Origin of the sequence: Geodermatophilus obscurus, assembly GCF_900115395.1 — a bacterium.
In the GTDB taxonomy this organism is placed as follows: Bacteria; Actinomycetota; Actinomycetes; order Mycobacteriales; family Geodermatophilaceae; genus Geodermatophilus; species Geodermatophilus obscurus_B.
This window is the reverse complement of record NZ_FOWE01000002.1, coordinates 499,030-516,467: the sequence shown is the minus strand read 5'-3', so window position 1 is coordinate 516,467 and position 17,438 is coordinate 499,030. Positions and strand designations below refer to the sequence as shown.

The window sequence follows — 17,438 nt, the reverse complement described above, 5'->3', positions numbered from 1 at the left end:
GGCAAGCGGCTAGACCTGGTAGGTCGCCCCCGGCCGCGCCAGCTCGGCGGCCGGGAAGACCGACCGCGCGGCGGTCAGCTGCGCGGCGGGGTCGACCCAGGCCGGGACGTGGGTGAGCAGCAGCCGGCGCACGCGCGCGGCGACCGCGGCCTCACCGGCCTGCCGGCCGGTCAGGTGCAGGTCCGGGGGCTGGTCGGCGCGCTCGGGGTCGGCCGCCTCGGCCAGCAGCACGTCCGCCCCGTACGCGAGGTCGACGACGGCCTGGCTCGGGCCGGTGTCCCCGGTGTAGACGAGGGAGGAGCCGTGGGCGGTGAGCCGGATGGCGTGGCACTCGACCGGGTGGGCCGTGCGCGCCGTCTGCACCGTGAAGGGCCCGAGCACGGCCGAGACCGGGGTGACGGCGAAGTCGAAGACGTCGGTCAGCGGGGCACCGCCGGCGTCGTAGGCCTGGGCGAGCCGGCGGTCGGCGCCGGCGGGGGCGATCAGCGGGACCCGGCGGCCGGACGAGCGGCCCGAGTACCGGTGCCAGACCACCATCGGGGCGACGTCGAGGCAGTGGTCGGCGTGCAGGTGGGTGAGGTAGACGGCGTCGATGGTGGCGGGGTCGGTCAGCGCCTGGAGCGGGCCGAACGCGCCGCTGCCGAGGTCGAGCAGCACCCGGAAGCCGTCGTGCTCGACCAGGTAGCAGGAGGCCGCCGAGGTGGGGCCCGGGCCGCTGCCCGAGCAGCCGACAACCGTGAGCCTCACGCCGCAGTCCTCCGCACGGGTCCCATCATGGCGTCCGGTCCGGCAGCACCGACCCGGCGGCCACCGTCAGGACGCCGTCGGCCCACGACACCCCCGTCAGGTCGCCGACGACGACGTCCGCGCCGGTGCCGAGTGCGCGCTCGCCGACCCCCAGGACCCGCGCGCCCGCGGCCCGTCCCGCGGCGATGCCGGCCGGGCTGTCCTCGACGACGACGGTCTCCTCCGGCGGCACGCCCAGCAGGCGGGCGCCGAGCAGGTACCCCTCGGGGTCGGGCTTGCCGGTGCGCACGTCGTGCCCGGTCACCAGCACGCCGGGCAGCGGCAGGCCGGCGGCGGCGAGACGGGCGGTGGCCAGGGCCGGCGTGCCGGAGGTGACCACGGCCCACACGTGCGCCGGGAGGGTGCCGAGCAGGCCGGCGGCGCCGGCGACGGCGGGCACCGTCGCCGCGTCCTCGAGCTCGAGGCGGTCGATGAGGGCCGACGCCGCGGCCCGCCGCTCGGCGGGCAGCAGGGCGGCGACGGTGTCGGCGGCACGGCGGCCGTGGACGACGGCGACGACCTCGGCCGGGACCAGCCCGTGCTCGGTCGCCCAGCGCGACCATGAGGCGGCGACCGCGGCGTCGGAGTCGACCAGGACGCCGTCGTTGTCGAACAGCAGGCCCCTCGCCGGCAGCCTCGGGCCACGCTCGGAGGGCACCGTCACGCCCAGAGCTGGCCCTCGAGCGCCGAGGTCGCCTCCTCCAGCGTGCCGGCGTAGGCGCCGGTGGAGAGGTACTTCCACCCGCCGTCGCAGACGATGAAGACGATGTCGGCCCGGCGCCCGGCGGCGACCTCGCGGTCGGCGACGCCCAGCGCCGCGTGCAGGATCGCGCCGGTCGAGATGCCGGCGAAGATGCCCTCGCGCTCGACGAGCTGGCGGGTGCGGTGGATGGCGTCCTCCGGCCCCACGGAGAAGCGCGAGTCGAGTAGGTCGGGGTCGTAGAGCTCGGGGATGAACCCCTCGTCGATGTTGCGCAGCCCGTACACCAGCTCGCCGTAGCGCGGCTCGGCGGCGATCACCTGGACGCCGGGCTTGTGCTCGCGGAAGTAGCGCGAGCAACCCATCAGCGTGCCCGTGGTGCCGAGCCCCGCGACGAAGTGGGTGATCGAGGGCAGGTCGGCGAGGATCTCCGGGCCGGTGCCGGTGTAGTGCGCCTCGGCGTTGGCCGGGTTGCCGTACTGGTAGAGCATCACCCAGTCGTCGTGCTCGGCGGCCAGCTCCTTGGCCACCGCGACGGCCTGGTTGGAGCCGCCGGCGGCCGGCGAGCTGATGATCTGCGCCCCGTACATCTCCAGCAGCTGCCGGCGCTCCACCGAGGTGTTCTCCGGCATGACGCAGATCAGCCGGTAGCCGCGCTGCCGGGCCACCATCGCCAGCGAGATGCCGGTGTTGCCGCTGGTCGGCTCCAGGATGGTGGCGCCGGGCGTGAGGTCCCCGGCCTTCTCCGCCGCCTCGATCATCGCGATGGCGGCGCGGTCCTTGATCGACCCGGTCGGGTTGTGGTCCTCGAGCTTGGCCCACAACCGCACGTCGGAGGTCGGCGACAGGGACGGCAGGCCCACGAGCGGGGTGCCGCCGAGGGAGTCGACGAGGGAGTTGAAGCGCATGCGGGGAGCTCTTCCGGGAGACGGGACGGCGGGACGACGGCGTCAGCAGCCGCCGGCGACCGCCGGGAGGATCGTGACCGAGTCGCCGTCCTTGACCGCCGTGTCCAGCGCGCCGGTGAACCGCACGTCCTCGTCGTTGACGTAGACGTTGACGAAGCGGTGCAGCTTGCCCTCCTCGGTCACCAGCCGGCCCTTGAGGCCCGGGTGCTTGGCGTCGAGGTCGTCGACGAGGGCGGCCAGGGTGTCCCCGCTGCCCTCGACGGTCTTGTTGCCGCCGGTGTGGGTGCGCAGGATGGTCGGGATCCGGACCTCGATGGCCATGGCGTGCGGTTCTCCTCGGGGGGACGGGGACGTGCGGGAGCGCTCGGGGAGCGGGTGTCGATGCGGGCAACGCCCGCCCGCCGCGGGGGATTCCGTCCCCGCGGCGACCCCCTCGCAGGGCCCCGCGACGTGCGGAGCGCGTCGTGGGGGGCGAGGGGGTCCTTTCTCAGTCGTAGACGACGGTGGTCGGCGAGTGGCCGAAGAGGTAGGACTCGACGACCTCGACGTCCTCCTCGCTCACCACGCCGTCGACGATCCGGAAGCTGCGGAACTCCACCTCGTCACCGGCCAGGCCGGTCTCGTTGCCGTGGTGGCGGGTGGAGACGAGGACGTAGTGGGCGTTCGGCTCCGACGCGTAGCTGACGTCGGTCCGCGACGGGTACGCCTCGGTGGCGGTGTGCGAGTGGTAGACCACCACCGGCTCCTCGTCCCGGTCGTCCATCTCCCGGTAGAGCCGCAGCAGGTCGGCCGAGTCGAACTCGTAGAACGTCGGCGACCGGGCGGCGTTGAGCATCGGGATGAACCGCTCGGGACGGTCGCTGCCCTCGGGTCCGGCGACCACGCCACAGGCCTCGTCCGGGTGGTCCTCCCGGGCGTGGGCCACGATGGCGTCGTAGGTCGCGCGGTCGATGCGCAGCACGGAGGCCAGTCTAGGCGGCCTCGCCGCGGCACCGGCCGACGGTCGCCCGACCGGGGGCGACACCGGGGCGACACCCACCGGATACGGTGCCGACTCGTGGTGGTCGAGCTGCTCATGGTCGGAGGGGTGCTCGCCGTCGCGCTCCCCGCGCTGTGGCTCGGCATCCGCGGTCTCACCGCCCGCAGCGGTCACTACAGCAGCGACGTCGCCGCCGACCGGGTCTCCCTGGTGCTGCTGGTCGCCGTCCGGCTGCTGACCTGGCTGCTGGTGCTGGCGCTGTCGGTGGTCACGCTCGTCTCCGCGGTCGGGGCCATGGTCCGCGACCTGGAGCTGCCCAGCCTGGTGCCGGTCTTCTTCGTGCTCGACCTGCTCCTGGCCACGCTGGTGCTGCTCACCTTCGGGCGTCGCGCCCGGCGGCGACCGCGTCGACGAGTGAGCCCTGCAACGCGGTGAGCCAGTAGTAGACGGCCAGCTGCTGGCCCTCCTCGCCGGACGGGTCCTCCGGCGGCTCGGTGTCCTCGGTGACCCCGATCCGCTCGCCCAGCGCCAGCCGCAGGTCGTTGGTCGTGCGCAGCCACGAGGCGGCCTGCTCGGCGTCGAGCCGCACCTCCCCGCCACCGGGCGGCAGGCCGGCCCGCACCGCCGCCAGGTCGTCGGTCTTCCCCGACCGCAGCGCCGCCTCGGTGAGCTCCCGGTAGTCGGCGGCCAGCTCGGGGTCGCTGCGGTGGCCGGCCGGGAGCAGCCGGGCCATCACCGGGTCGCCGTCGACGTCCTCGGGGTCGGCGTCGAGCAGCTGCTCGAGCTGGTCGAGGAGCAGCCCGAGGACGTGCGCCTCCGCCGTGTCGAGCCGGGCGACGACGTCGCCACCCCGGCGCCGGAAGGGCCTCATGCGTCCTGCTGGTAGGTGGCCCACAGGCCGTAGGCGTGCAGCCGGCTGGTGTCGTGCTCCATGCGCTCGCGCGGGCCGGAGCTCACCACGGCCCGGCCCTCCTCGTGCACCTGCAGCATCAGCGTGGTCGCCGTCGGCTCGTCGTAGCCGAACAGCTCCCGCAGCACGTGGGTCACGTAGGTCATGAGGTTCACCGGGTCGTTCCAGACGATCGTCACCCACGGGCGGTCGAGGTCCTCGACCTCCTCGACCGTGGGGTCCGGCGTCCGGGTCGGCGCGAGCGGTCCGGCCATCGGACCACCATAGGACGGTCGCCCCGCGGTCTCACCGGGTCGGCCCGCACCGGCCGACCTAGGCTCCCGTGCCATGCCGACGGGTCCCGCCCTGCTCACCGACCGGTACGAGCTGACGATGGTCGCCGCCGCCCTGGCCGACGACACCGCCGACCGCGACTGCGTGTTCGAGGTCTTCGCGCGCCGGCTCCCGCACGGCCGCCGCTACGGCGTCGTCGCCGGCACCGGCCGGCTGCTCGAGCAGCTGCCGCACTTCCGGTTCGGCGACGAGGAGCTGGCGACCCTGCGGGAGCAGGGGCTCACCGACGCCCGGCTGCTGGACTGGCTGGCCGACTTCCGCTTCTCCGGCGACGTCGACGGCTACGCCGAGGGCGAGCTGTTCTTCCCCGGGTCGCCGGTGCTCACCGTCCGCGCGCCCTTCGCCGAGGGGGTGCTGCTGGAGACGCTGGTGCTGTCGGTGCTCAACCACGACAGCGCGATCGCCTCGGCCGCGGCGCGCATGGTCGCCGCGGCCTGCGAGCGGCCGTGCATCGAGATGGGCTCGCGGCGCACCCACGAGCAGGCCGCCGTCGCCGCGGCCCGGGCCGCCTCCCTGGTCGGCTTCGTCGCCAGCTCCAACCTGGAGGCCGGCCGGCGCTACGGGGTGCCGACGACGGGCACAAGCGCCCACGCCTTCACGCTCCTGCACGACGACGAGGCGGCGGCCTTCCGCGCGCAGGTCGACACCCTGGGCGTGGGCACCACGCTGCTGGTCGACACCTACGACGTCGTCCAGGGCATCCGGACCGCCGTCGAGGTGGCCGGGCCGGGGCTCGGCGCGATCCGGCTGGACTCCGGTGACCTCCCCACCCTGGCCACCGCGGCCCGGGAGCTGCTCGACTCCCTCGGCGCCACCGGCACGAGGATCATCGTCACCAGCGACCTCGACGAGTTCGCCATCTCCGGGCTGATGGCCGCGCCGGTCGACGGGTACGGCGTGGGCACCTCGCTGGTCACCGGCTCGGGGGCGCCGACGGCGGGCATGGTCTACAAGCTGGTGGAGCGCGACGGGGTGGCGGTGGCCAAGCGCTCGGAGGGCAAGAACTCCACGGGCGGGCGCAAGACCGCCGTCCGCCGGCACGACGCCGACGGCACCGCCGTGGCCGAGGTGGTCACCAGCGGGCGGGTGGGGCCGCGCGACGGCGACCGGGCGCTGGTGGTCCCGCTCGTGCGGGACGGCGAGGCGGTGGCGCCGTCGTCGCCGGCCGAGGCGCTGTCGGCGGCCGCCGCGCACCACCGGCGGGTGCGAGCCGCCCTGCCGGCCGAGGCGTGGGCGCTCTCCCGCGGGGAACCGGTGCTGGAGACGGTGAGCTCGTGAGGGGGTCCGGGATGAGGCGCGCACTGCTGGTGGTGGACGTGCAGAACGACTTCTGCGAGGGCGGCAGCCTCGCGGTGGCCGGGGGTGCCGCGGTGGCGGCCGTGATCACCGAGCACGTGCGGTCGTCGTCCTACGACCACGTCGTCGCCACGCGCGACCACCACGTCGACCCGGGCGGCCACTTCGCCGAGCAGCCGGACTACCTCGAGACGTGGCCGGCGCACTGCGTCGTCGGCACCGGCGGGGTGGAGCTGCACCCGGCGCTGGACCGGTCACCGCTGGAGGCGGTCTTCGACAAGGGCGAGTACGCGGCGGCCTACTCCGGCTTCGAGGGGCGGGCCGGCGGCGTGCCGCTGGCCGACTGGCTGCGCGAGCGCGGGGTGGACGCCGTCGACGTCGCCGGGATCGCCACCGACCACTGCGTCCGCGCCACCGCGCTCGACGCCGTGGCGGAGGGCTTCGCGGCCCGGGTGCTGCTGCACCTGACCGCGGGGGTCGCGCCGGCCAGCACCGACGCCGCCCTCGAGCAGCTGCGCACCGCCGGCGTGCAGCTCGAGGGCGAGGTCCACCGGCCTTGAGGTGAGCCGCCCCTGCGGGGGACGGCGGACCGACCGCGGGGCCGGAGGCTCCCGGTCGGGACGTCGTGGCAGGGCTCAGCGCCCGCCGGGGACGGCACGTGGTGGCGGTGGAGGCCGGTAGGCCGACCGGTCACTGGGCGTCCAGCACCTCGTCCCTGGTGAAGCCCAGGACCTGCAGGACCGCGTCGAGGTAGGGCTGGTTGAGCGCCGCGTGCGCCTGCTCGCGCACCACGGGCTTGGCGTTGAACGCGATGCCGAGGCCGGCGGCGTTGAGCATGTCGAGGTCGTTGGCGCCGTCGCCGACGGCCACCGTCTGCTCCAGCGGGATGCCGTGCTCGCCGGCGAAGCGGGCCAGCGCCCGGGCCTTGCCGGCGCGGTCGACGATCTCACCGACCAGCCCGCCGGTGAGCCGCCCGCCGGCCACCTCGAGGGTGTTGGCCGCGGCGAAGTCCAGGCCGAGGGACTCGGCCAGCGGATCGGTGATCTGCGTGAAGCCGCCGCTGACGATGCCGCAGCGGAACCCGAGCCGCTGCAGCGTCCGGATCAGCGTGCGTGCGCCCGGGGTCAGCTCCAGGTGCTCGCGCACCTCGTCGAGGACCTCCACGGGCAGCCCGGCCAGCGTGGCCACCCGCGCGCGCAGCGACTCGGCGAAGTCGAGCTCGCCGTTCATCGCGGCGGCGGTGATGCGGGCGACCTCGGCCGCCCGCCCGGCGCGGGCGGCCAGCTCGTCGATGACCTCGCCGCGGACCAGGGTGGAGTCGACGTCGAGGACGATGAGCCGCTTGCTCCGCCGGGCCAGCCCCACCTGCTCGACGGCGATGTCGGCGCCGGTGGCGGTGGCGACGGCCGCCAGTGCGGTGCGCAGCGCGGTCGCCTCGGCCCCGGAGACGGTCAGCTCCAGGCTGGTGACCGGGTAGTCGGAGAGCCGCCGGATCGCATCGATGTTGCCGCCGACGCCGGCGATGGCCGTCGCGGCACCGGCGACCGCGCCGGGGGGCACCGGGCGGCCGAGCAGGATGACGTGGTGCGGCCGGCCCGGGCGGGCCGTGTCGGGAGTGGCGGGGCCGGGCCGCGGGCCGGAGGCGGACTCCACCGCCACCTCCACCCCGGTGGCCCCGGCGACGCGGTCGGCCAGCCGGCCCAACGCGGCGAGGAAGGTCGGCTCGTCGACCGGCGTCCGGGTCGGCACCGTCCCGACGACGACGCCGAGCACCAGGTGCCCGTGCACGACGACCTGCTCGACGTCGACCACCTCGACCGGCGGGACGTCGTCGTGGCCGTCGGCGAGGGCGCCGAAGAGGCGGGCGGTCACCCCGGGCCGGTCGGCGCCGGTCACCGTGAGCAGCGCGCGGGGCCCCTCCCCCGTCATCTGCGGGAGGACGCGGGGCGAGGGGTCGAGCGGCACGGCGGTCATCGTGCCGCACCCCGCAGGACCTCCGGAGGCCGGTCGGCACCCGGGCCCGGACGCGGCGACGCCCCGCCGGCCGGAGCCGACGGGGCGTCGTCGTGACGTGCGCTGCGGGTGTCAGGCCGCGCGGGTCAGAACGGGTCGGGGTCGTTCGGGCCCTGCCGCGCGCCGGTCCCGTCGGCCAGTTCGCTGACACCGCCGTAGGGCTCGTGGCGCTTGCCGACGTGGGCCTCGCGCTGCAGCCGGTCGATGAGGTGCGGGTAGTGCGCCTCGAACGCCGGGCGCTCCGACCGGATCCGGGGGATCTCGGTGAAGTTGTGCCGCGGCGGCGGCGAGGAGGTGGCCCACTCCAGGGAGTTGCCGTGGCCCCAGGGGTCGTCGCGCAGCGCGAGCCGGCCGTACTTCCACGACTTCGCCACGTTGTAGAGGAACGGGATCGTCGAGGCGCCGAGGACGAACGAGCCGATCGTGGAGATCACGTGCAGCGTCGTGAAGTTGTCGGTGGGCAGGTAGTCGACGTACCGGCGCGGCATGCCCTGGGTGCCCAGCCAGTGCTGGACCAGGAACGTCGCGTGGAAGCCGATGAAGGTCAGCCAGAAGTGCAGCTTGCCCAGCCGCTCGTCCATCATCCGGCCGGCCATCTTCGGGAACCAGAAGTAGATGCCGGCGTAGGCGGCGAACACCACGGTGCCGAAGACGACGTAGTGGAAGTGGGCGACGACGAAGTAGCTGTCGTTGACGTGCCAGTCCAGCGGCGGGCTGGCCAGCAGGACGCCGGTGAGACCGCCCAGGAGGAAGGTCACCAGGAAGCCGATCGAGAACAGCATCGGCGTCTCGAACGTCAGCTGGCCGCGCCACATGGTGCCGATCCAGTTGAAGAACTTGATGCCGGTCGGCACGGCGATCAGGTACGTCAGGAAGGCGAAGAACGGCAGGAGCACCGCGCCGGTGGCGTACATGTGGTGCGCCCACACGGTCAGCGACAGGCCACCGATGAGCAGCGTCGCGCCGACCATGCCCTTGTAGCCGAACAGCGGCTTGCGGCTGAACACCGGGATGACCTCGGTGATGATGCCGAAGAACGGCAGCGCGATGATGTAGACCTCGGGGTGGCCGAAGAACCAGAAGAGGTGCTGCCACAGCATCGGGCCGCCGTTCTCGTCGGAGAAGACGAGGGCGCCGAGGTTGCGGTCGGCCAGCATCGCCAGCAGCGCGGCGGTGAGGATGGGGAAGGCCAGCAGCACCAGCAGGCTGGTGACCAGGGTGTTCCAGGTGAAGATCGGCATCCGGAACAGGGTCATGCCCGGGGCCCGCAGGCAGACGATCGTCGCGGTGAAGTTGACCGCGCCCAGGATCGTGCCGAGGCCGCTGACGGCCAGGCCCGCGAACCACATGTTCACACCGGCGCCCGGGGTGTGGACGACGTCGGAGAGCGGCGCGTAGGCGTACCAGCCGAAGTCGGCCGCGCCACCGGGGGTCAGGAACCCGCTGACGACGATCAGGCTGCCGAAGAAGAACAGCCAGAAGGAGAAGGCGTTCAGCCGCGGGAAGGCGACGTCGGGCGCGCCGATCTGCAGCGGCATGATCAGGTTCGAGAACGCGAAGAACAGCGGCGTCGCGAACATCAGCAGCATGACCGTGCCGTGCATCGTGACGAGCTGGTTGTACTGCTCGGGCGACAGGAACTGCAGCCCCGGTTGCCCCAGCTCACCGCGGATCAGCATGGCCATGAAGCCACCCACGATGAACCAGGCGAACGAGGTGGCCATGTACATCAGGCCGATGGTCTTGTGGTCCGTGGTCCGCAGCAGGTTCGAGAGCCGCGCACCCCGCTGGACCTCGCGAGCCGGGCTGGGCCGGCTCACGATCGGTGCAGGCGCGATCGTCACGGGCGCAGCTTAGACCGAGTTCGGCGGGGCCGTCCGGCCCCACCGGGCCAGCGCGCCGCCGCACGCAGCGTGCACACCCCCGCATCCCTGGGTCACGTCATGATCACGGTTGTTTCCGCCCAGCTCAGACCGGGAACAGGACCGTCCGGCTCTGGAGATCCCAGACCCCGGCCACTCGGCCACCTGCTCAGGAGGTCCACCGTGGACATTCTCTGGAACATCATCGTGCTCGTCGTGGTCGGCGCCATCGCCGGCTTCATCGCCCGGGCCATCGTCCCCGGCAAGCAGTCGATGAGCATCGGGATGACGATCGTCCTCGGCATCATCGGCTCGCTCGTCGGCAACCTGCTCGGCAGCCTGATCTTCGAGGGCCGCTTCGAGCTCGGGACCTCCGGGATCATCGGGTCGATCATCGGCGCGATCGTCGTGCTGCTCGTGTACGTCTTCGCGACGCGGGGACGCAGCAGCTCTCGCATCTGACCCGTCGCAGGGCTCCCCGTGGCCCTGCAGCGAGTGACTCCTGGAGGGGCCCGGCCGTCCGGCCGGGCCCCTCCGGCGTGTCCGGGAGGTCACACCGTCCAGGTCGTGACGTCGACGGCCAGGGTCACGCGCACCCGCGGTGGGAGGCCGGCCAGGCGCTCCGCCAGCCGCTCCGGGGTCAGGTGCCGGGCGTGCGGCCCCATCCCCACCACCGACGCCGCCGTCCGGTGGTCGAGCTCGAGCACCTCCCGGTGGGCCGTCGCCCCGGCCGGCGCCAGGTGCGGCTCCAGCGAGGCGGCCAGCCGCGCGGCCTTGTCGGGGTCCACCCGCAGCAGCCCCAGCGGCCCGACCAGCTCGGCGAGGTGGTCGGCCGCCGGGGTCGCGACCACCAGCCGGCCGCCCGGTCGCAGCACCCGCGCCGTCTCCGGCCCGTTGCGCGGCGCGAACACGACCGTCACCCGGTCGACGGCGGCGTCGCGGACGGGCAGCCGCGCCCAGGTGTCGGCGACGACGGCCAGCGCCCGTGGCGAGGCCCCGGCGGCCCGCCGTGCCGCGTAGCGCGAGGAGTCGAGGACCACGCCGACGGCGTCGGGCAGCGCGTCGAGCACCCCCGCGAGGTGGTGGCCGGTCCCGCCGCCGAGGTCGAGGACCGTGCCGACCGGCCCCTCCCCCGCCGCCACCGCCCCGGCGAGCGCGCGGGTCAGCCCGGCGTAGGTGCCGGCCTCCAGGACCGCGGCCCGGTCGGCCACCATCGGCGCGCTGTCGCCGGAGGGGGGCGTGTGGCCGGGCGGCAGCAGGGTGACGTGCCCCTGCCGCGCCCGGTCGTAGGAGTGCCCGGCCGGGCAGCGCAGGCCGGTGTCGCCGGGCAGAGCCGACAGCGGGCCGCCGCAGACCGGGCAGGCGAGCACCGCGACGGCCCGGGGCGGCCAGGGTCGGCGGCTCACCGGACCGCCGCCAGGGGCGGGGCGGGGACCTCGGCCGCCCGCCCGGGGACCACGGCGACGGCGGCGCCCGCGGCGACCGCCCCCAGCGCGAAGGCGGCCGGGTAGCCGGGGGCGCCGTCGGCCAGCAGCGCCGCCAGCGGCACGGTGAGCGCGGCCGCCAGGTTCTGCGCGGTGTTGTGCGCGCCCAACGCCCGCCCCGCCCATGCACTGCCGGCCCGCTCGGCCACCGACGTGAAGGCGACACCGTTGGGGCTGACCGTCGCCACCGCGGCCAGCGCCACGGCCGCGGCCGCCGCCCCCGGCCCGAGGACCGCCGGCGTCAGGACCGCGACGAGGGCCAGCAGCCCGACGACGACGGCCACCGCGGCGGCGACCTGCCGCAACGGCCCCAGCCGGCTGCCCACCCGGTCCGACCACGCACCGGCCCCGAGGCGCGCGGCCACCCCACCGGCCTGGGAGGCGGCGAGCAGCGTGCCGGCGCCGGCGACACTCCAGCCGCCCTCGCGCACCAGCCAGTCGAACGCCAGCCCGGCGACGGCGAACTGCGGCACCACGAGCAGCGTGCTGGCGGCGTGCACGCGCCACAGCACCGGGCTCCGGTACGGCGAGGCCGGACGCACGGCACCGGCGGTCCGGGGCGGCCGCGCCGGGTCCCGCAGCAGCAGGCCGACCAGCACCGCGGCGGCCGCGCACCCCGCCGCGAGCAGGGCGAGGGGGCCGCCCGGGCCGTCACCGGCCAGCCGCGGGAGGAGCAGGCCGGCCAGCCCCACGCCCAGCGGCTGCCCGGCCTGCCGGATGCCCATCGCCAGCCCGCGCTGCTCCGGCGGGAACCAGCCGAGCACCAGGCGGCCGCTGGCGGCGTGCACCGAGGCGCTCCCGCCGCCGGCCAGCAGCAGCCACAGCCCGGTCGCGACGACGCCGTCGGCCAGCGCGGCCCCGGTGAGCGCCCCGGCGGCGATCGCCAGCCCGGCGGTGAGCACCAGGCGCTCGCCGTACCGGTCGGCCAGCGCGCCCCACAGCAGCAGGGTGCAGACCAGGCCGGCGGTGGGCGCGCTGACCAGGAGGCCGGCCTGCGGCAGCGTCAGGCCCTCGGCGCGCAGCGACACGGTGAGGAAGGGCAGCCCGTTCTGCGCGGCGCAGGCGGCGACCAGACCGGTCAGCCCGACGCCGAGGTGACGCCAGCGGGCGGGCGGATACCCGGACGCCGTCACCGGGCGACGGGGTGGAGGGTCACCCGGGTGAGCGCCCCGGCGTCGAGGACGGCGGTGAGGAACGTGCAGTGGGGCTGCCGGCGGCGGTCGGTGGGCGAGCCGGGGTTGAGCAACCGCAGGCCCGTGCTCGTCGTGGTGTCCCAGGGGATGTGGCTGTGGCCGAAGAAGAGCACGTCGGTGTCGGGGAACCGGGCGGCGCAGCGGCGCTCGCGGCCCGTGGCGTCGCCGGTCTCGTGGACGACGGCCAGGCGCACGCCCTCGACCTCGGCGCGCGCGACCTCGGGCAGCCGCTCCCGCAGCGCGCCGTGGTCGTTGTTGCCGTGGACGGCGAGGAGCCGCCGCGCGCGGGCCTCCAGCAGGTCGAGCAGGGCGACGTCGACCCAGTCGCCGGCGTGCACGACGAGGTCCGCGGCGTCGATCGCCGTCCACAGCACATGAGGTAGGTCACGCGCGCGCTTCGGCAGGTGCGTGTCGGCGGTCACCACCATCGAGACGGGCACCGGACGATGGTCCCAGGCCGCTACGTCCGGGAGCGGCTGACGACCTCGGCCGCCCTCCCGCACCAGTTCCCGAGGACCTCCATGACCCACCCGTCGTCCACCCCCGCGTCCCCGGACACCCCGGCCGCGGAGCCCTACGAGAAGCGCTGGCTGGCCCTCGGCGTCATCGCCATGACCGTCCTGCTGGTCATCCTCGACGCGACCATCGTCAACATCGCCCTGCCGGCCGTGTCCGCGCCCGAGTCCCAGGGCGGGCTCGACATCAGCGCGGCGACCCAGCAGTGGATCGTCACCGCCTACACCCTGACCTTCGGCGGCTTCCTGCTCCTCGGCGGCCGCATCGCCGACTTCTGGGGCCGCAAGCGCACCTACCTCGTCGGCGCGGCCGGCTTCGCCGTCGCCTCGGCGATCGGCGGTCTCGCGCAGAACGAGGCGATGCTCTTCGGCGCCCGCGCGCTGCAGGGCGTCTTCGGCGCGCTGCTGGCGCCCGCGTCGCTGGCGCTGCTCACCGTGCTGTTCACCGACCCCAAGGAGCGGGCCAAGGCCTTCGGCGTCTACGGCGCCATCGCCGGCGGCGGGTCGGCGGTCGGGCTGCTGCTCGGCGGCGTCCTCACCGAGTACGCCGACTGGCGCTGGTGCTTCTGGGTGAACCTGCCGGTGGCGCTGCTCGCCATCGCCCTGGCCATCCCGATCGTGCCGGAGAGCAAGGCGCCCGGGGAGACGAAGTACGACATCCCCGGCGCCGTCGTGATCACGCTCGGCCTGGCGTCGATCGTCTACGGCTTCACCCGGGTCGCGGAGGCCTCGCAGACGAACGCCGCCGAGGCCGCGGCCGCGAACGCGCAGGCGGCGGCGCAGGGCACCCGCACCATCGTCACCCCCGAGAGCGGCTGGACCGACGGGCCGGCGTGGGTGTTCATCGTCGCGGGCCTGGTGCTCGTCGCGCTGTTCGTCGTCCTGGAGCTGCGCACCCGCAACCCGCTGCTGCCGATGCGCATCGTGCTCGACCGCAACCGCGGGGGCGCCTACCTCACCTCCACGCTGGTCGGCGCCGGGCTCATCGGGGCGTTCTTCTTCCTGAGCCTGTACTTCCAGCAGGTGCTCGCCTACACGCCGGTGCAGGCCGGTCTGGCCTCGCTGCCGACGACGCTGGGCGTGTTCGTCTCGGCCGGCGCTGCCAGCGTGCTCACCCCGCGGATCGGGCCCAAGCCGCTGATGGTGGCCGGTGGGCTGCTCGCGGCGGCCGGGCGATTCACCCTGTCGTTCGTCGGTCTGGACACCAGCTTCTGGACGCTCCCGTTCCCCGGTCAGCTGCTGCTGGGCCTGGGTCTGGGCTTCACGTTCGTGCCGCTGTCCAACCTGGCGCTCGTGGGCGTCGGGGAGAGCGACGCCGGGGCCGCCAGCGCGGTGCTCAACGCGACCCAGCAGGTGGGCGCCTCCATCGGCACCGCGGTCCTGGCCTCGCTGTCGGTCGGCGCGATCAGCGCCTTCACCGCGGACGCGCTGACCTCGGGCGCGAACCCGCAGGACCCGGCGGTGGGCCTGCAGGGCCAGGTGGAGGGCTACACCACGGCCTTCATCTGGCCGGCCGGCCTGCTGGTCGCCGGCGCGGTGGTGGCCGGGCTGCTGATCAAGGCGACGAAGGACGACATCCCCGCCGGCGACGCCCCCGTGCACGTCGGCTGAAGGAAGGACCCCGCTGCGCCCCACACCTCGCGAGCTCGGCGCGGGCCCCTGCAGCGGGGCCGTTCCAGCACGTCACCTGCGAGCCGCCATCGCCCTGAGCCGGGCGTTGTAGGCCTCCCGCTCGGCGTCGTCGGTGCGGGCGGCCACCCGGTCGATGCGGCGGCCGCGGCGCTCCTCCGAGCGCATCCAGCTGAAGAGCACGACGGCGAGGACCAGCACCGTCGGCAGCTCGCCGAAGGACCAGGCGATGCTGCCGGCGGTGTTCTGGTCGGTGAGCGGGTCGACGCCCCAGGCGGCGGGCGGGTCGACGAAGGTCTGCACCACCAGCGACGACGACATCATGATCGCGACGCCGAAGAAGGCGTGCAACGGCATCGGGATCAGCAGCTCGAGCATCCGGCCGGCATGACCGACCTGCCGGGGCCACGGGTCCTGGGCGAGGATCGGCCCGAAGAACAGCAACCCGGTCGCGGTGAAGTGCGCGAGCATGAACTGGTGCCCGATCGGGTCGCCCATCAGGGCGTCGAAGACGGGCGTGAAGTAGACGCCGTAGAGGCTGACGAGGAACAGCGGCAGCGTGAACGCCGGGTGGGACACGAACCGCGCGAGCCGGCTGTGCAGCGCGTCGAGCAGCAGCGCCCGCGGCACCCCCGCCACTCCCCTGCCCCGCGGCAGCGTCCGCAGCGCGAGGGTCACCGGGCAGCCGAGCAGCAGGAGCAGCGGGGCCACCATCGACAGCACCATGTGCTGGGCCATGTGCACGCTGAACAGCACCATCGCGTAGCCGTGGAGCCACGTGCCGGTGACGGCGAACAGCGACAGGCACCCGGCCACCCACGACGCCGTCCGCCACCACGGCCAGGCCACGCCCGACCGGCGGAGCCGGACCACGCCCACCACGTAGGCGAGCACGCCGAGCAGGGCGAGCACCGGCAGCACCGACCACGCGTCGAGGTGCGGCAGGAACATCCGTCCCCACGTGGGTGGCTCGTCGGGCAGCCACATGCCCGAGTGGTGCCCGTGCTCCACCGCTACCTCCGGTTCTGTGCGATCTGCCCTCCACTGTCCCACCGTGCGGGCAGCCGGGCGGTCGGCGACCGGCCCTCACCCGGCCGGCTTCTGCCAGACCGAGACGGCGGAGGCGCTGTCGGCGGTGAGGGGCGCACCGGTCCAGCCGGCCCACCGCTCGGTGCGGTGCAGGCCCGCGAGCCGGGCCATGAGGTCGAGCTCGGCGGGCCACACGTACCGGTGCGGTGACCGGAACGTCGAGGCACGCCCGTCCGCGACGACGTGGTGGTGGGAGGTCACCCGCTGCTCGACCACGTCGTACACGTCGAACACCAGGTGGTGCTCGCTGACGCGCGAGGGCCGAGCGGTCTCGCCCGGCGGGAGCCGCTGCAGCTGCGGGACGAAGACCTCGGCCACGAGCAGGCCGCCGGGCTCCAGGTGCGCGGCGGCGTTGCGCACGCACCGCACCTGCTCGGCCTGCGTGAGCAGGAGGGTCAGGGCGTTGTAGACGGCGTAGACCAGGCCGAACCGTCCGGGTGCGGTCGTGGTGGCCATGTCGCCGATCGTGACCGGGATCGCGTGGCCACCCGGCTTCCGCCGGAGCTCCGCAGCCATGGGCTCGGACAGCTCGATCCCGGCGACCGGCACACCCCGGGCGGCCAGCGGCAGGGCCACCCGGCCGGTGCCGATCCCGAACTCGAGTGCGGGGCGGTCGCCCGCCCGGCGGGCGAGGAAGTCGACCGTCGGCCCCAGGACCTCCGGGGCGTACACGTCGGCCGACGCCGCGTCGTACCCCTGCGCCACCTGGGCGGTCCACACGTCGGCCGTCACCTCCGGCAGGGTGGCAGGTCCGCCCGGATCCGTCGTCCCGGTTCAGTCGTGGACGGGGGCCTCGTGGTCGGCGTGCGCCTCCGCCTCGATCTGGAAGGTGCAGTGCGCGACGTCGAAGTGGTCGCCGAGGCAGGCGCCGAGCGCGTCGAGGACCCACCCGCCGTGCCCGGCCGCCAGCGCCTCGTCGCTGACGACGACGTGCGCCGAGAGCACCGGCAGCCCCGAGGTGATCGTCCAGGCGTGCAGGTCGTGGACCCCGACGACGCCGTCGACGCCCAGCAGGTGGGCGCGCACCCGGTCGAGGTCGACGTCGCGGGGCGCGGCCTCGAGCAGCACGTCGAGGGACTCCCGCAGCAGCGCCCAGGCGCGGGGCAGGACGAGGCAGCCGACCAGCAGGGCCGCGACGGTGTCGGCCGGCGTCCACCCGGTGAGCGCGACGACGCCGCCGGCGACGAGGACGGCGACCGAGCCGAGCGCGTCGCCGAGGACCTCGAGGTGGGCGCCGCGCACGGCCAGCGACCCCTGGCGCCGGCGGTGCAGGAGGGCCAGCCCGGCGAGGTTGGCGACCAGTCCGACGGCGGCGACGGCGAGCACCACGGTGGAGTCGATCTCTGGCGGGTCCCCGATCCGGCGCACCGCCTCGACGACCACGACGACGGCGACGCTGGTGAGCAGCAGCCCGTTGGCGACCGCGGCGAGGATCTCCACGCGCTGCCAGCCGAACGTCCTGCGGCCGCGGGCCGGGCGCTGCGCGAGCGTCACCGCGCCGAGGGCCAGGCCGATCCCGAGGGCGTCGGTGGCCATGTGGCCGGCGTCGGCGAGCAGCGCCAGCGACCCGGACACCACCGCGCCGACGACCTCCGCGACGAAGACGGCCAGGGTCAGCCCGAGGACCGCCGCCAGCCGCCCGCGCGAGGCGCCGGCGGCGGTGCCGTGCCCGTGCGCGTGCCCCGCACCCATCGGCCCACCTCCCACCCGACCAGTGTCCCCGGCCGGGTGGGGTGTCCTC

Annotated in this window: 20 protein-coding genes; 5 read left to right on the top strand and 15 right to left on the bottom strand. The window is 74.9% G+C overall.

Features of this window, described 5'->3' with window-relative positions; genetic code table 11:
• Window positions 1–9: 9 nt before the first annotated feature.
• The 5 genes from BM165_RS05980 to BM165_RS05960 form a co-directional block, all read right to left on the bottom strand.
• Window positions 10–747, bottom strand: coding sequence for an MBL fold metallo-hydrolase (locus BM165_RS05980; RefSeq protein WP_075012547.1), 738 nt, complete (start codon window positions 745–747; stop codon window positions 10–12).
• A 25-nt stretch (window positions 748–772) separates the two neighbouring features.
• Complete coding sequence (locus tag BM165_RS05975) at window positions 773–1,450, bottom strand: HAD-IA family hydrolase (protein WP_208976662.1); 678 nt, start codon at window positions 1,448–1,450, stop codon at window positions 773–775.
• Entirely contained in the window at window positions 1,447–2,394 is a 948-nt protein-coding gene (locus tag BM165_RS05970) for a PLP-dependent cysteine synthase family protein (RefSeq protein WP_075012546.1), read from the bottom strand. The genes BM165_RS05975 and BM165_RS05970 overlap by 4 nt, the downstream gene beginning before the upstream one ends.
• Before the next feature lie 42 nt (window positions 2,395–2,436).
• On the bottom strand, window positions 2,437–2,715 hold the full coding sequence (locus BM165_RS05965) for a MoaD/ThiS family protein (protein WP_075012545.1): 279 nt from the start codon (window positions 2,713–2,715) through the stop codon (window positions 2,437–2,439).
• A 166-nt stretch (window positions 2,716–2,881) separates the two neighbouring features.
• Window positions 2,882–3,355, bottom strand: a complete 474-nt coding sequence (locus BM165_RS05960) for a M67 family metallopeptidase (RefSeq protein WP_075012544.1) — start codon at window positions 3,353–3,355, stop codon at window positions 2,882–2,884.
• Between the two features lie 96 nt (window positions 3,356–3,451).
• Between BM165_RS05960 and BM165_RS05955 the strand changes: the two genes are divergently transcribed.
• Entirely contained in the window at window positions 3,452–3,808 is a 357-nt protein-coding gene (locus tag BM165_RS05955; RefSeq protein WP_143108039.1) for a hypothetical protein, read from the top strand.
• Here BM165_RS05955 and BM165_RS05950 read toward each other — a convergent pair.
• A complete protein-coding gene (locus tag BM165_RS05950) occupies window positions 3,747–4,244 on the bottom strand; it encodes a DUF2017 family protein (RefSeq protein WP_075012542.1) in 498 nt (165 codons plus the stop codon). The genes BM165_RS05955 and BM165_RS05950 overlap by 62 nt on opposite strands.
• Window positions 4,241–4,537: an ATP-dependent Clp protease adapter ClpS gene (gene clpS / locus BM165_RS05945; protein WP_075012541.1), complete on the bottom strand. Its 297-nt coding sequence runs from the start codon at window positions 4,535–4,537 to the stop codon at window positions 4,241–4,243. Before clpS ends, BM165_RS05950 begins: the two co-directional genes overlap by 4 nt.
• A gap of 73 nt (window positions 4,538–4,610) precedes the next feature.
• On the opposite strand from clpS, the gene BM165_RS05940 reads away from it, so the two are divergent.
• Both BM165_RS05940 and BM165_RS05935 read left to right on the top strand, forming a co-directional pair.
• Window positions 4,611–5,894, top strand: coding sequence for a nicotinate phosphoribosyltransferase (locus BM165_RS05940; RefSeq protein WP_075012540.1), 1,284 nt, complete (start codon window positions 4,611–4,613; stop codon window positions 5,892–5,894).
• An 11-nt stretch (window positions 5,895–5,905) separates the two neighbouring features.
• A complete protein-coding gene (locus BM165_RS05935) occupies window positions 5,906–6,472 on the top strand; it encodes an isochorismatase family protein (RefSeq protein WP_075012539.1) in 567 nt (188 codons plus the stop codon).
• A gap of 130 nt (window positions 6,473–6,602) precedes the next feature.
• On the opposite strand, the gene serB is transcribed toward BM165_RS05935, so the two are convergent.
• Together serB and ctaD are read right to left on the bottom strand one after the other, a co-directional pair.
• Window positions 6,603–7,886: a phosphoserine phosphatase SerB gene (serB, locus tag BM165_RS05930; RefSeq protein ID WP_177225118.1), complete on the bottom strand. Its 1,284-nt coding sequence runs from the start codon at window positions 7,884–7,886 to the stop codon at window positions 6,603–6,605.
• 125 nt (window positions 7,887–8,011) lie between these two features.
• Window positions 8,012–9,769 (bottom strand): aa3-type cytochrome oxidase subunit I, encoded by a 1,758-nt coding sequence (gene ctaD, locus BM165_RS05925; RefSeq protein WP_075012538.1) that lies wholly within the window; start codon window positions 9,767–9,769, stop codon window positions 8,012–8,014.
• A gap of 201 nt (window positions 9,770–9,970) precedes the next feature.
• On the opposite strand from ctaD, the gene BM165_RS05920 reads away from it, so the two are divergent.
• Window positions 9,971–10,249, top strand: a complete 279-nt coding sequence (locus BM165_RS05920) for a GlsB/YeaQ/YmgE family stress response membrane protein (RefSeq protein ID WP_244274077.1) — start codon at window positions 9,971–9,973, stop codon at window positions 10,247–10,249.
• Window positions 10,250–10,338: 89 nt separating this feature from the next.
• On the opposite strand, the gene BM165_RS05915 is transcribed toward BM165_RS05920, so the two are convergent.
• Genes BM165_RS05915 through BM165_RS05905 form a run of 3 tightly spaced genes read right to left on the bottom strand, consistent with a single transcriptional unit; the run spans window position 10,339 to window position 12,904 of the window.
• On the bottom strand, window positions 10,339–11,193 hold the full coding sequence (locus tag BM165_RS05915; protein WP_083427084.1) for a putative RNA methyltransferase: 855 nt from the start codon (window positions 11,191–11,193) through the stop codon (window positions 10,339–10,341).
• The gene (locus BM165_RS05910; protein WP_075012537.1) at window positions 11,190–12,404 is read right to left on the bottom strand and encodes an MFS transporter; all 1,215 of its coding nucleotides are present in this window, start codon (window positions 12,402–12,404) and stop codon (window positions 11,190–11,192) included. Before BM165_RS05910 ends, BM165_RS05915 begins: the two co-directional genes overlap by 4 nt.
• Entirely contained in the window at window positions 12,401–12,904 is a 504-nt protein-coding gene (locus tag BM165_RS05905; RefSeq protein ID WP_208976660.1) for a metallophosphoesterase family protein, read from the bottom strand. Before BM165_RS05905 ends, BM165_RS05910 begins: the two co-directional genes overlap by 4 nt.
• Window positions 12,905–12,985: 81 nt before the next feature.
• Between BM165_RS05905 and BM165_RS05900 the strand changes: the two genes are divergently transcribed.
• A complete protein-coding gene (locus BM165_RS05900) occupies window positions 12,986–14,590 on the top strand; it encodes an MFS transporter (RefSeq protein ID WP_075012536.1) in 1,605 nt (534 codons plus the stop codon).
• A gap of 72 nt (window positions 14,591–14,662) precedes the next feature.
• On the opposite strand, the gene BM165_RS05895 is transcribed toward BM165_RS05900, so the two are convergent.
• The 3 genes from BM165_RS05895 to BM165_RS05885 all read right to left on the bottom strand — a co-directional run bounded on the left by BM165_RS05895 (window position 14,663) and on the right by BM165_RS05885 (window position 17,389).
• Complete coding sequence (locus tag BM165_RS05895) at window positions 14,663–15,619, bottom strand: cytochrome c oxidase assembly protein (protein WP_075012535.1); 957 nt, start codon at window positions 15,617–15,619, stop codon at window positions 14,663–14,665.
• 75 nt (window positions 15,620–15,694) lie between these two features.
• Window positions 15,695–16,429 carry a class I SAM-dependent DNA methyltransferase gene (locus BM165_RS05890; protein WP_143108038.1) on the bottom strand — a complete coding sequence of 245 codons (735 nt, stop codon included), beginning with the start codon at window positions 16,427–16,429 and terminating at the stop codon, window positions 15,695–15,697.
• Window positions 16,430–16,471: 42 nt separating this feature from the next.
• Window positions 16,472–17,389 (bottom strand): cation diffusion facilitator family transporter, encoded by a 918-nt coding sequence (locus tag BM165_RS05885; RefSeq protein ID WP_075012533.1) that lies wholly within the window; start codon window positions 17,387–17,389, stop codon window positions 16,472–16,474.
• Window positions 17,390–17,438 lie beyond the last annotated feature (49 nt).